Genomic DNA, 13300 nt, shown 5'->3' on the forward strand with positions numbered 1-13300 from the left:
AATGATTGATAACGATAAAATATCCAACACGCAGCTCTCCATGTTTCTTATATTGACTATGATAGGCATAGGTATATTCTCACTGCCCAGACTTGTTGCCGATACCACCCAAAACGACGGATGGGTAACCACAATACTCGGAGGATTGTTGGGGCTTATTGATTTTTATATAATATGCCGCCTTATAAAAAAATATCCTCAAGATACATTGGTCGAAATTATATTTAAACTCATGGGGAAGTTTTTTGGCATTCCTGTTTTGCTAATATTTGCGGTGTATTTCATAGATAGTATTGCCGGAATGCTGCGGATATTCGGTGAAGTGGTAAAAATGACTCTGCTCATTCGAACACCAATTGAGGTAATACTGATATCAATGATACTGCTGGCGTTGATGCTGGCCCGATGTGGAATTGAAGCAATTGTAAGGTTTGATGAGGTAGTTTTTTTAATACTTTTCAGCATGATATTTTTAGGAGTATTGATTGCAATTCCTCAGGCAGACTTCAGTAATCTAAGGCCTTTTTTTAGAACAGATATTAAAAATTTTGCATTAGGCACCTATGGAACGGTGTACAGTTATTCTGGGTTTGAACTTGTACTTTTTTTGGGGCCCTTTATCAATAAGCCTCAAAAGGCGTTCCGCTCAGGGATTGCAGCTTTTGCTGTTGTAATATTGACTTATTTATCAGCTGTGGTACTTTCCTTCGGATATTTCGGCAGGGCGGAGGTAACGCAGCTCATATGGCCAACATTATCTCTGATAAGGTCCATAGAAGTGCAGGGCTCCTTTGTTGAAAGACTGGAGGGCATAGTAATGACTCAGTGGATACTTTTTGCTTTTACCAGTATTATCGCATACATATATGCTCTTTCCATATTAACTTCAAAGATTTTTAAAAACAAGGAATTTAAGCATTTTGCCTCTTTTTTTATACCTGTTGTTTATATTATAGCTATGATTCCCGATAACGTACCTGCCGTATATAAATTCTTAAATATGACTATTATTTATGTGGGAACTCCGGCTCTTTTCGTATTTCCTGTTATTTTGCTTGTCTTGTCACATGTAAGGAAAAAAGGGGTGCAAAATAATGGCTAAAAGGGTAACAGCTTTAATTCTGGCAATTGTCTTTTCTGCGATAACGCTGTCCGGTTGCTGGGACAAGGTTGAGATAGATCAGAGAGCTTTTATTGGCGTTATTATGATTGATATGGCGCCCTCAGATTACCAGGAGGAAATGGCTGAGGATGTTGAAGGGATTCCCGGTATCGAAAAACAGGAGGGGGAGATGATTAAAGTTACATATATCTTTCCCGATGCAAGAATATTAGGAGAAGGAGGCGGCGGGGGAGATGAAAAAGGGTTTGTCACCTTGTCAAGCATTGCCCCCAGCATAGCCAAGACCAATGGATATGTTGACTCCCGTTTAAGCCGCAGCCTTTATTACGGTCATACACAGGTAATTATATTCGGAGAAGAATTTTTAAAACACAGCGATAAATTAAAAGAGGTCATGGATTTCTTTAATAGAAGCCCAAGGTTTAACAGAACAGCAAGGGTTTTAGTGGCAGAGGGTGAAGCGTCTAAAGTTGCTGAAACCATACCTAAAGGTGAAAAGCTCATGTTCAGATACATAAGAGACATACTTCAAAATGAAGTAACTAACGGCAGGCTCGTAGAAGTAAATTTCAACCAGTTTGTATCAAGTATGCGCCAAGATGGCAACACTGTCATACCCAGAATAATTCCCAAAAAGGATGAAGTAAAAATATCAGGTTTGGGAGTCATGAGAGACTACAAGCTTCAGGGCTTCCTTTCTGAATACGATACTTTGTATTTTAATACTTTGTATGGAAAGCGCCGGGGAGGCAGAGAATATATAAACCTTAATAATATTTCCGCCACGTTTAATACAAATAATACAGTTAAAAAGATGAGGCTTTTAAACAGTGATATCAACAATCTGGAGGTGGGTATCAATGTTGTAATCGAAGGGTCTATTGCAGATAAGGGCTTTGAAAATGAAATATTCGATGCTGAGATTATAAACAGATTGGAGAAGGAGTATGATAAATCATCTGTTGAAAGCTGCAATTTTGTAATAAAAAAACTTCAGCAGCAATTAAAGGCAGATGCCTTGAAAATAGGCGATTATCTATATAAATATCATCCGGATATATGGCAGGAGATCCAGGGCAAATGGGAGGAAGTATACCCTAAAATAAAGATAACCCCCATTATTAATCACAAGATCAGAAGAACGGGAGAAGTAAAATAAAGTGGATAATATGGAAAATTTATGGGAATACTTAAAAAGAAAAGGTACAAAGAGGGGCCCATATTACATCATCTGTTTTATATTACTTAAATTAAGGGTCCTGAAATTAAGGGGGAAATATTTTGAACAGGAGATTTTTGGCTAGGCTGGTTTTTGTATTGTGCATTCTGCTGCTGCTTTGCGGATGTCAATCAAAAACAGGAAATATACAGGAAAAATTAATAAGATTTCATTGTATCGCCAACAGCGATTCAAAAGAAGACCAGGAATTAAAGCTCAAGGTAAGGGACAGCGTTTTAAGGGAAATAGGTCCAAAGCTTGAGAAGTCCCAGAGCAAGGAGCAATCAAAGAAAATAATTGAGGAAAACCTGGAAACGATAGAAAAGGCAGCATATGAGGTTTTAGCGGATGAGCATAAGGAGTATGCTGTATCTGTTACCTTGGATAAATCAGTCTTTCCGGCCAAAATGTATAGTGATATAGTACTGCCGGCAGGAGAATACGATGCTTTAAAAGTGATTATCGGAGAAGGTCAGGGAAAAAACTGGTGGTGCGTAATGTTTCCTCCGCTGTGTTTTATAGATATAACCCGCGGAATAACCTCTGATGATTCTGAAAATCAATTAAAGACCGTATTAAAGAATGAAGAATATGATGAAATAGCAAAAAAAGATGCTCCATCTCCGGATAACTCAAAAAAAGCGGAAGATAATAAGGAGACCAAAATAACTAATAAAATATCAAAAACTCAGGATAATAAATCCAAAGGATTTATAATAAAATTTAAGGCTTGGGAGTTTGCCCAATCCTTATTTCAAAAATTTCAAAGTGCATTTAAATAGAGGCAGATGTTCTGCCTCTTTAAATTTTCCTTATATTAATTTCCAAGGATTTTTTTAAAGGTAGAGGCCTTTAATTCTTCAAGAGAAAAAATCTTTTCGGTTTCAACACCTATATCAATAAGTTCCTTTATTACATCCTCCTCCTTGGCAAAACAGGCGTCTAAAAATTCGTAATCCTTTATGTTTTTTGTAAATAACTTAGTGATGTATGAAGCTTTGAGTGCATTAATTCCATCCCTGTCATTTAAGGTTCTCAGTATTTTAAGAGGGAGGTGATGAAAACATAAGATTACATCAGGTTGTATCTCTTTTATGTGTTTTTTGATTTTGTGACATAATAATAAATTTAGTTTTTCAGTCATATCCGTTATATCTTCAAAACTTTTTGTACTGTTTATAAGGTTTTCATAATAAAAATATATATTTCTTAGCTTACGTATATAACCTTTTTTTATAAGTCCATTAAGAAAGGAATTTATATATTTTAACACGTCAAGCATTTCTATGGAGCAATCCCGTGAAGTGCTTTCATTAATGGATTTTAATGCTGTATCTGTCTTTTTATTGTTTGATGGAGCGGATAAGGTCAATATGAGAATCTTCAAAGCAAAACCTCCCCATATAAAATGAACATTAAAAGTGTACCGCATTTGCCTGCAAATTAAACATGAATACTGCATAAATACTTATATTTAGCAAAAAATAAAATCATTATGTCGCAATGAATCCTTTTAGGATTCATTATATTAAAGGCTTAAGTTTTTTCAAAAGTAGATATGATGGGCAAAGGAGGGAATATATGAGAAAGATATTGTTGTTATTTATGGCGGTGATATGTCTTGTATTTATTTCAGATATAATAAATCCATTTGTACTTAAATCAGTATTTTCTTTTATGGGAAATTCAAAAACTTCAGGGATACTTCCGGCGGCAGCAAAGGATGCAGCACAGAAAAATAACAGCAACGAGAAGTCATCCAATAAGGATGTAAGCCTTATGGCAAGAGCCATTAACGGAGAAGCACGAGGCGAACCCTATATAGGAGCGGTAGCGGTAGGAGCCGTAATTATGAACAGAACCAGAGACCCAAGGTTCCCTGATACCGTTCCGGGTGTGATATACCAGCCCGGAGCATTTACTGCAATTACAGACGGCCAGATAAATGCAAAGATGGAGCCTCAGGCAGAAAAGGCGGCGAGGGATGCGTTAAACGGATGGGATCCTTCGGGGGGAGCAATTTATTATTACAATCCTGCTAAAACCACAAATAAATGGATATGGTCAAGGCAGGTTATAAAAACTATAGGCAAACATAAATTCTGCAAATAAAGAGGTGACAGTATGGAACAACCTATTATGAGAAAACGGGGCGTCTACGGGGTAATTGTTGCAGTGCTGGTTGTGGGAGTGACCACCCTTGCCTGCCTTTTATATGTGGATAGGATGCAGTTTGGCAACAGGCTGCAGGGGGCATATCAGAAGCAATTATTTGACCTGATTGGAAATGTACAGAATTTAGAGACTGCATTGTCAAAGGTTACGGTAACTGCATCGCCTGAGCAGGCAGCTCTTTTATTCGGAGAGATATGGAGGCAGGCAGGCGGTGCAAGTGACAGGATCAATGCGCTTCCCATAACCCATGTGGCTATTTCTGAAACCAGTAAGTTCCTAACGCAGGTTTCTGATTTCTCCTTTTCACTGTTAAAGCTTCAAAACAGCGGGGAAAAACTGACAGATGAAGAGTGGAAAAATATCGAAGCCCTGAAAAAGAATGCGGCATATTTAGGACAGCAGCTATATACTGTGCAAGACGATATGGAAGAAGGGAAAGCCAACTGGTCTCACATAAGATATGAAGGGGCTAGGATACTAGGTCAGGCCCAAACCAACCTTATAGATTCAAAATTTACAGATATAGATAAGCAGATGCAGCAGCATCCTACCCTTATCTATGACGGGCCTTATTCGGAAAATGTGCTGAGTATAGAGCCAAAGGTTATAAACCAGCCTGAGATAACAGCAGAGCAGGCAAAACAAAAAATAGAGGAATTTTTAGGCAGGGAAAAAATTCAGGAAATAAGTGGTGGCAGTGAAAGTGCCAACGGAAGGGTTCCTACTTATCCTTTCAATGTGGTTTTAAAGGGCAGGGATAAAAACAATCCCGTAGATATCGATATAAGCAAAAATGGCGGGCATGTGGTATATATGCTTGATTCAAGGGAAATATCCGAAGCTAAAATAGAGAATAAAAAAGCAATAGATATTGGATTGCAATTTTTAAGCGACAGAGGCTTTAAAAATATGATACCTTCGTTTTCTCAAAAAGCTGACGGCATTCTTGTGGTCAACTACGTTCACGCCGTTGAAAGCAAGGGTGGCACTGTGGTTGTATATCCCGACCAAATCAAAGTAAAAATAGCATTGGATAACGGGGATATAGTTGGAGTGGAAGCTGAAAAATATCTTGTAGCTCACAATGAGAGAAAAATTCCGGAAGCAAAGTTGAATGTTGATGAGGCAAGGTCAAAGGCCAGTAATAAAATAAAGATTACTAACAGCAGATTGGCAATAATTCCTTTGCTTTCAAAAAGGGAGGTCTTTTGCTATGAGTTTGTCGGCAAGAAAGGTGATAGCACCTTTATAGTTTACATAAATGCAGAGAATGGAAAGGAGGAGAATATACTGCAGATATTGGATACTCCGGAGGGACAGTTGGCAATGTAAATTGCTTATAGAATTCTTAATTTCTGAGCATACTATAAAAGGAGAATTTAATTGCATCCGTTTATGGATAGGGAATTCAAGCAAAACCTTGTATACCTTATCTATGAGAGGTGCAGAATTTTCTTAATGCGCAGTACCCATATGGAGGTGTAGTTATGAGCAGACACCACAGCCTTATGTCCGATGAATTGAAATTCGAGCTGGCTAAGGAATTGGGTGTTAATGATATTGTTGAAGCAGAAGGTTGGGGAGGCGTGTCATCAAGGCAATGCGGAAATTTAGTAGCAGCTGCAATAAGATATGCTGAGAAAAATCTTCATGAACAACAAAAATAAGCTCATAAGCGCATGTTGGGGTGTGTCTTTAAAGACACACCCCTTCTATCTATTGTAATACTTTGAATATAGCTTATAATATAATATAGAACAGACCTTAGTTAATCAGTATTATATTACATAAACTTCCTAAATATAGGAGAGGTTGGTTGGATGTTTTTAAAAATTGACAATTTGGATATATTTTATAAGACGGCAGGTACCGGTAAAAAAGTGGTGCTCCTCCACGGATGGGGAGGCAGAGCTGACAGTTTTCTTCCGGTTTTTAATTATTTATCTTCAAAATTTCAGGTATATGCAATTGATTTTCCGGGGTTCGGGGAATCCACAATGCCTGATGAGCCTTGGGGAGTAGAAGATTTCACACTAATATTATACAAGTTTTTTTTGGCCTTAGATATAGATAAGGCACACCTTATAGGCCATTCTCACGGCGGAAGGGTTTCCATAATGTTTGGCGCAAAATATCCCGAATTGGTAGATAAATTGGTTTTGGTGGACAGCGCCGGTATAATACCCAAAAGGTCATGGAAATATTATTTCAAAGTGTATAGGTTCAAGCTGTTAAAGCAAATGTTTTTACTATTTGCTTCAGGCTCTGATAAATCAGAAAAATTGGAGAGTTTTTATAAAAAATATGGTTCAAAGGATTACAGGGAATCGGGAAGCTTAAGGCAAACTCTCGTCAAAGTAGTAAATGAAGATTTGCGGGGATACCTTCCTGAAATAAAAGCTCCCACTCTTCTTATTTGGGGTGAGGAAGACAGGGATACGCCCCTTGAAGGTGCGAAAATTATGGAAAAGGAAATACCGGATGCAGGATTGGTAGTTTTTAAAGGGGCCGGGCATTTTTCATACCTTGATAATATAAATGAGTTTAATATAATTGTTTCAAAATTCTTTGAGGAGAAAAAATAAAATGGATTTATATATATATATAATAGGGTCCTTGGTCTTTGCTGCAGAAATTTTTATTTTAGGCAAAAATCAGCTTCATATGGCTCAGCTTGAAGGATACAAGCCAAAACAGTATTGGTGGTGGATTAAAAACAATGCAAGAAATCTTTTTTTAAAAGAAATCCCACTTATTTTAATAGCTTTATGCTTCTTTTTAATTTGGGGTATCAATAGTTATAATACCTTGGTTGGCTCCATTGAAATAGTAATTTGGTCAGGCCTTAGGGCTTATCTTTATTATACTTCCTATAAAAATAAAAAAGAGCCAAAAAAGCCTTTAGTATTTACTCATAGGGCAACAAGATTGTATGTTTTGAATATAATACTTTATTGTATTTTTGGATATATGTTATATATAACCAGTAAAAACCCAATTGGCTTTATATTTTTTTTGACGGTACTCTTATGTCTGATGCCTTTTATGATGCTTTTATCAACCTGGCTCATATATCCTGTTGAAATGGCTTTTCAATATAGGTACTTTCGTTCAGCCCAGATTAAGATACAGGGAATGAAAAACTTAAAGGTAATAGGAATAACCGGAAGCTATGGAAAAACAAGCACTAAATATTTTTTAAACACAATTCTTTCAGAAAAGTACAATACCATTATGACCCCGGAAAGCTACAATACTCCTATGGGAATAACAAAGGTTATACGAGAGCAGCTAAATGAAGAACATGAGGTCTTTGTCTGCGAGATGGGTGCAAGAAATGTGGGAGATATTAAAACTTTATGCAAGTTGGCAGGGCCTACCATAGGCATACTCACATCCGTAGGCCCCCAGCATCTTGAAACCTTTAAAACCGTGGGAAATGTGGCAAAAACAAAATATGAGCTTATTCAATCCCTTCCCTTTGACGGCACTGCCATTTTCAACGGAGATAACAGCATATGTTTTGACCTTGCCAGAAAAACGGGGATTGAAACTTTAATATACGGCGTGAATAACAGGGATAAGGATATATATATTTATGCAGACGATATTAAAAACACTAAAGAGGGTTTAAGCTTCAGAGTGAAAAGCACGGAAGGCAATATTGATTTTGGATGCAAAACCTCTCTTTTAGGAAAGCATAATGTCAGCAATATGCTGGGAGCCATTTGTGCTGCTCTGAAGCTTGAGATGACTCCTGAAGAGATAAACCGCGGCATTTTAAAAATAAAGCCTGTCCCCCACAGACTGGAGATATTGGATACCAACAACGGTGTTACGGTCATTGATGATGCTTTTAACTCAAATCCCGAAGGGGCGAGAGAAGCGCTTTTAACCATAAAGGAATTCAGTGAAGGAAACAGAATAGTTGTTACCCCGGGAATGGTGGAATTAGGCGCCGTAGAATATGAGGAAAATAAAAAATTAGGAAAAGTCATGGCTTGCTGCGTGGATTATGCAATACTTGTAGGGATTAAGAGATCAAAGGCTATAGTAGAAGGTCTGAAATCTGAAAATTTCCCCCAAGACAAAATAATCATAACATCCAGCCTCGATGAGGCTACAGCAAAATTAGGGCAGATAGTAAAAATAAATGATGTAGTATTATTTGAAAACGATTTGCCGGATAATTATAATGAATAATAACATTGACTTATCTAACCGCATAATATTATGAAATGACGAAGAAAGATTGGAGGGGTGTTTATGCCTAAGCTAAATGTGGGTGTGTTATTCGGAGGCCGTTCAGTAGAACATGAGGTGTCGGTGGTAACCGGCCTTCAGGTTGTTGAAAATATAGATAAAACCAAATATGATGTAACTCCTATATATATAAGCAAAGATGGAGACTGGTACACAGGAGAGGAGCTATTAAACATAAAGAGCTTTAAAAACATAGAAGATCTTTTGACGAAATTGAGAAAAGTTTTCTTGCCTCCTGTACCTTCCTTAAACAGTCTTTTTTATTATCCCTTTAAAACGGGTTTTTTTAAAAGGGAAGCTGAAACTCTTAAAGTGGATGTGATCTTTCCAGCCCTTCACGGTATGCACGGAGAAGACGGAACTGTCCAGGGGCTTTTGGAACTTTCAAACATACCTTATGTGGGCAGCGGTGTAACAGGATCGGCTGTCGGTATGGATAAAATAATAATGAAGGATATATTAAAGGCAAATGACATACCTATTGTAAACTATACATGGTTTTTCAGAAAGGATTATGAAAGGGATAAAGACAGTGTTGTCAAAAACATTGAAAGCAAAGTCAAATATCCCATGTTTGTAAAGCCAGCCAATTTAGGCTCCAGCATAGGAATAAGCAAGGCAAAGAATGTTGGAGAACTCATTTATGCAATAGAAATAGCTATAAAGTATGACAGGAAAATCATCGTGGAAGAAGGGGTTATAAATCCAGCAGAGATAAACTGTTCCATTACAGGCAGAGAGGATGAGGTTTTTGCGTCAACCTTAGAGATGCCCGTTACATGGCAGGAATTTTTAAGCTTTGATGATAAATATATGAGCGGCAATTCTCAAAAAGGAATGAAGAGCGCCACAAGAAAAATACCTGCTCCCATACCCGATGAGAAATCCGATGAAATAAAAGAACTTGCAAAAAAGACCTTCATGGTATTGGATTGCAGCGGTATATCCAGAATAGATTTTTTGATGGAGAAAGATACCATGAAGATATACGTAAATGAAATAAATACCATGCCCGGATCTGTGGCCTTTTACCTGTGGGAACCAGAGGGAGTTGATTTCAAAAGCCTTATAGACAGGATGATAAATACAGCCTTGGATGCTCACAGGGAGCACAACAGAAATATTTATACATTTGATACCAAGCTTTTATTAAAGGCCAGTTCAGGCAGCATAAAAGGCGGAAAGAACAGAAAATAAATTAGTGGCAGGCAATAAGCCTGCCTTAAGTTTTTAAAAATCAGGCATATTAATATTCAACATGGCAAAAATAACTGATATATGGCTTAAGTTAATATTTGAGAGGTTAACAATAATGAAAACGAAAGAAAATATATTGGTTCTCGGCCTTAGAAGCTATGTATCTCTGGCATTTATGGTTTTTTTGTTCTTTGCATTCATAGCTTCAATTTTAACTGCCCTGTCAAAAAGCATAGACCGTTTATTAGTAAACATCATCCTTAATATATTTGCTTTGATGATGACGGGTGCAGCGCTGCTTTTAATTGCCTCAGTCATATACGCATTATATATATACAATAAAAGCATAATAAATCAAAAATTGCTGTATCCATTGAGTTCTTCCTTTAAAATGCTCCTTAACATCATCGTAGCTTTATCAATGTTTTTAAAATATAACAAGGATTCAATCCGTCATTTTTACATACATATGAACAACATAATTGTACGATCCTGCAACAGGAAATTTGCTCCTCAGAATATACTTCTGCTGCTGCCTCACTGCATTCAGAACTCCGAATGCAAATACAGAGTGACAAACCACATTGAAAACTGCAGAAAATGCGGTAGCTGCGTCATAAAAAGCATAGTGGAGCTTAAAGAAAGGACGGGCATAAAAGTGGAGGTAGCAACAGGGGGCACGTCTGCTTTAAACGCGGTGCAAAATAATAAACCGGAATTGGTTATAGCCGTAGCTTGCGAAAGGGATCTGACGGGAGGAATATCCGAAGTAAGAGGTATACCTGTACTTGGTGTATTAAATGATCGACCATATGGTCCCTGCAAGAATACCAGCGTTGACATAGGCATGATACAAAAATACTTACATGATTTTACGGATTATGATAAGACTTCAGTATAGATATATGCTATATCTTCCTTTGAAGGAACTCCTTTAAAGGCTTTTATTTTGCTCTGTATTCTGTTAAAATATTTTGAAAGCTTAATTAATAAATTGGGGTTGGTTGCATTGAATAAAAATGTTCTGGTCACCGTTAAAAGCACGCAAAAGGTAAATAATGAGGAAGAAGTTATTGAGCTGGTGACTCCAGGGAAATTCTATAAGAAGAACAGCACTTATTTTATCGTATACGAAGAAACTGAAGTTACCGGTATGGAAGGTACAACAACTACTGTTAAAATAGAAAAAGAGGATGTTAATTTAATAAGATTTGGTTCCACCATCACCAACCTTAAGTTCAGAACAGGAGTCAAGGACATAAGCTTGTATAAGACACCTTACGGAACATTTGAACTCATAATAATACCATCAAAGGTAGAGATAAATGTGGATGACAGCGGAGGTATTGTGAATTTATTATACCAACTGGATGCCGCAGGCCTTCATACAACTACCAATGAATTGTCCATAAAAATACAATAATCACGGAGGTTTTAATATATGGCAAATATGATTGAAATTGCTTCATCTGGAATAAACAAAGCCATGAAGGATGCAATTCAAAAATCCATAGACAGGGGAGAACTTAATTTATCTTCCATCCCTGATATCATGCTGGAGGCTCCCAGGGAAAAAGAACATGGTGACTTTGCCGCCAATACGGCTATGGTGCTGGCAAGAGAGGCTAAAAAATCACCCCGTCAGATAGCTGAAATAATAGTTAAAAATCTTGATGTTAATGATACATACATAGGAAGCGTTGACATAGCCGGACCGGGGTTTATAAATTTCAAGTTAAAGAACGACTGGCTTTATGATACGCTGAAAAGCATTCTAAGAGAAAAAGAAAACTATGGCAGAGTGAACATAGGTCACGGAAAACGGATGCAGGTGGAATTTGTAAGCGCTAACCCTACCGGCCCAATGCATATAGGAAATGCAAGGGGCGGTGCCATCGGTGATATTTTGGGAGAAGTCCTAAAGTGGGCAGGATTTTATGTAGAAAAAGAATTTTATGTAAATGATGCGGGAAACCAGATAAACAAATTCGGGAAGTCATTGGAGGCCAGGTATCTTGAAGCCTTAGGGTTGGATGCACAGTTCCCGGAAGGCGGATACATGGGTTTGGACATAGTGGAACATGCCGAAAATTTCAAAAACATCCATGGTGATAAATATGTAAATGCCTCCTCTATGGAGCGGCAAAAAGCTTTGATAGAATATGCTCTTAATAAGAACCTTGACAGGATGAAAAAAGACCTTGAGGACTTTGGCATAAACTTTGATGTGTGGTTTTCAGAGCAGAGCCTATATGACAATGGAGATGTGGAGGACACGGTAAAATACTTCAAGAAATCCGGCAATACCTATGAAAACGAGGATGCTTTGTGGTTTAAAGCCACAAATTACGGCGTTGAAAAAGATGAAGTATTGGTCAGGGCAAACGGGATTCCGACTTATTTCACAGGTGATGTGGCATATCACAGAAATAAATTTGTAGTACGGAAGTTTGATAAAGTAATAGATATATGGGGTGCCGACCATCACGGACATGTACCCAGAATGAAAGGTGCCATGGGGGCTTTGGGTTTATCTCCCGATGCCTTGGAAATTATAATAATGCAGCTTGTGAGGCTTATAAGAAATGGTGAAGTAACCAGGATGTCCAAAAGAAAGGGTCAGAGCTATACTTTATCCGATCTTGTTGAAGAGGTAGGAAAGGATGCAGCAAGATTTTTCTTTAATTTGAGATCGGCAGATACACATTTTGAATTTGATTTAGACTTGGCAGTGGAAAAGTCCAATGAAAATCCGGTGTATTATGTACAATATGCTCATGCCAGGATATGCAGTATATTAAGGCAGCTTAATGACGAGGGTATTAATTTCCCCGAAGTTAATTCCGTTGACTTTAATGCTTTAGGTGAACAGGCAGAAATTGATCTTATTAAAAAAATGTCCTATTTCCCCGAAGAAGTTACCATATCTGCCCAATCCTTGGACCCCAGCAGGATAACAAAATATGTACTGGAATTGGCTTCCCTGTTCCATACCTTTTATAACAGCTGCAGAGTAAAGGGTGTTTCTGAGGACTTGATGAAAGCCCGTATGGTCATCATTGAATGTACAAGAACCGTTATTAAGAACTGCCTTTTGATTCTTGGAATATCTGCTCCTGAAAGAATGTAAAATAATATTTAAGGGCTGTCGCATTTGAAACAACATAAATGAGCATTTGCGAGAGTTCTCTCTAAAGCTCTTGGTGACTCTGCCGCAGAAAGTACTTAAAATTTTAGATTGTTTGAACGGATGAAGTTTAAAAATTCTTGTATTTTCAAGGCAGGGAACCTTAGAACTTGCAGAACTCAAGTACAGTAAATGC

13 protein-coding genes and 1 pseudogene are annotated in these 13300 nt (G+C 37.6%); 13 read left to right on the forward strand and 1 reads right to left on the reverse strand.

The genetic code is table 11. The annotated features are described in order from the left end of the window. Position 1 precedes the first annotated feature (1 nt). Genes OXPF_RS08235 through spoIIR form a run of 4 tightly spaced genes read left to right on the forward strand, consistent with a single transcriptional unit; the run spans position 2 to position 3124 of the window. Complete coding sequence (locus OXPF_RS08235; RefSeq protein WP_054874730.1) at positions 2-1102, forward strand: GerAB/ArcD/ProY family transporter; 1101 nt, start codon at positions 2-4, stop codon at positions 1100-1102. Beyond that, on the forward strand, positions 1095-2282 hold the full coding sequence (locus OXPF_RS08240; RefSeq protein ID WP_054874731.1) for a Ger(x)C family spore germination protein: 1188 nt from the start codon (positions 1095-1097) through the stop codon (positions 2280-2282). Before OXPF_RS08235 ends, OXPF_RS08240 begins: the two co-directional genes overlap by 8 nt. Before the next feature lies 1 nt (position 2283). Next, on the forward strand, positions 2284-2427 hold the full coding sequence (locus tag OXPF_RS22425) for a hypothetical protein (RefSeq protein ID WP_160317181.1): 144 nt from the start codon (positions 2284-2286) through the stop codon (positions 2425-2427). Next, positions 2405-3124 carry a stage II sporulation protein R gene (gene spoIIR, locus OXPF_RS08245; protein WP_054874732.1) on the forward strand — a complete coding sequence of 240 codons (720 nt, stop codon included), beginning with the start codon at positions 2405-2407 and terminating at the stop codon, positions 3122-3124. Before OXPF_RS22425 ends, spoIIR begins: the two co-directional genes overlap by 23 nt. Before the next feature lie 35 nt (positions 3125-3159). Here the strand turns inward: spoIIR and OXPF_RS08250 are convergent, their stop codons facing one another. Further along, positions 3160-3729, reverse strand: coding sequence for an MGDG synthase family glycosyltransferase (locus tag OXPF_RS08250; protein WP_054874733.1), 570 nt, complete (start codon positions 3727-3729; stop codon positions 3160-3162). A gap of 374 nt (positions 3730-4103) precedes the next feature. Here OXPF_RS08250 and OXPF_RS08255 point away from each other — a divergent pair. From OXPF_RS08255 to argS, 9 genes and pseudogenes are all read left to right on the forward strand, one after another. Continuing rightward, positions 4104-4454: pseudogene (locus OXPF_RS08255) on the forward strand (cell wall hydrolase); the annotation flags it as partial. Between the two features lie 12 nt (positions 4455-4466). After that, positions 4467-5849: a germination protein YpeB gene (gene ypeB, locus OXPF_RS08260; protein WP_054874735.1), complete on the forward strand. Its 1383-nt coding sequence runs from the start codon at positions 4467-4469 to the stop codon at positions 5847-5849. 155 nt (positions 5850-6004) lie between these two features. Next, complete coding sequence (locus tag OXPF_RS08265; RefSeq protein ID WP_054874736.1) at positions 6005-6184, forward strand: small, acid-soluble spore protein, alpha/beta type; 180 nt, start codon at positions 6005-6007, stop codon at positions 6182-6184. 153 nt (positions 6185-6337) lie between these two features. Further along, positions 6338-7102 (forward strand): alpha/beta fold hydrolase, encoded by a 765-nt coding sequence (locus OXPF_RS08270; RefSeq protein ID WP_054874737.1) that lies wholly within the window; start codon positions 6338-6340, stop codon positions 7100-7102. Between the two features lies 1 nt (position 7103). Continuing rightward, on the forward strand, positions 7104-8720 hold the full coding sequence (locus OXPF_RS08275; protein WP_201779693.1) for a UDP-N-acetylmuramoyl-tripeptide--D-alanyl-D-alanine ligase: 1617 nt from the start codon (positions 7104-7106) through the stop codon (positions 8718-8720). Between the two features lie 63 nt (positions 8721-8783). Continuing rightward, complete coding sequence (locus OXPF_RS08280) at positions 8784-9977, forward strand: D-alanine--D-alanine ligase family protein (protein WP_054874738.1); 1194 nt, start codon at positions 8784-8786, stop codon at positions 9975-9977. A gap of 115 nt (positions 9978-10092) precedes the next feature. Continuing rightward, positions 10093-10878 carry a DUF116 domain-containing protein gene (locus tag OXPF_RS08285; RefSeq protein WP_054874739.1) on the forward strand — a complete coding sequence of 262 codons (786 nt, stop codon included), beginning with the start codon at positions 10093-10095 and terminating at the stop codon, positions 10876-10878. A 108-nt stretch (positions 10879-10986) separates the two neighbouring features. Further along, positions 10987-11400 (forward strand): YwiB family protein, encoded by a 414-nt coding sequence (locus OXPF_RS08290; protein WP_054874957.1) that lies wholly within the window; start codon positions 10987-10989, stop codon positions 11398-11400. Between the two features lie 18 nt (positions 11401-11418). After that, a complete protein-coding gene (gene argS, locus OXPF_RS08295) occupies positions 11419-13107 on the forward strand; it encodes an arginine--tRNA ligase (RefSeq protein WP_054874740.1) in 1689 nt (562 codons plus the stop codon). Positions 13108-13300: the final 193 nt, after the last annotated feature.

The sequence above is a fragment of the Oxobacter pfennigii genome, assembly GCF_001317355.1.
Taxonomy (GTDB): domain Bacteria; phylum Bacillota; class Clostridia; order Clostridiales; family Oxobacteraceae; genus Oxobacter; species Oxobacter pfennigii.

Excerpts from the sequence above, each read along its gene's own strand:
- OXPF_RS08235 (WP_054874730.1), top strand. The coding sequence starts at position 2 with ATGATTGATAACGATAAAATATCCAACACGCAGCTCTCCATGTTTCTT.
- OXPF_RS08240 (WP_054874731.1), top strand. The coding sequence starts at position 1,095 with ATGGCTAAAAGGGTAACAGCTTTAATTCTGGCAATTGTCTTTTCTGCG.
- ypeB (WP_054874735.1), top strand. The coding sequence starts at position 4,467 with ATGGAACAACCTATTATGAGAAAACGGGGCGTCTACGGGGTAATTGTT.
- OXPF_RS08265 (WP_054874736.1), top strand. The coding sequence starts at position 6,005 with ATGAGCAGACACCACAGCCTTATGTCCGATGAATTGAAATTCGAGCTG.
- OXPF_RS08270 (WP_054874737.1), top strand. The coding sequence starts at position 6,338 with ATGTTTTTAAAAATTGACAATTTGGATATATTTTATAAGACGGCAGGT.
- OXPF_RS08275 (WP_201779693.1), top strand. The coding sequence starts at position 7,104 with ATGGATTTATATATATATATAATAGGGTCCTTGGTCTTTGCTGCAGAA.
- OXPF_RS08280 (WP_054874738.1), top strand. The coding sequence starts at position 8,784 with ATGCCTAAGCTAAATGTGGGTGTGTTATTCGGAGGCCGTTCAGTAGAA.
- OXPF_RS08285 (WP_054874739.1), top strand. The coding sequence starts at position 10,093 with ATGAAAACGAAAGAAAATATATTGGTTCTCGGCCTTAGAAGCTATGTA.
- argS (WP_054874740.1), top strand. The coding sequence starts at position 11,419 with ATGGCAAATATGATTGAAATTGCTTCATCTGGAATAAACAAAGCCATG.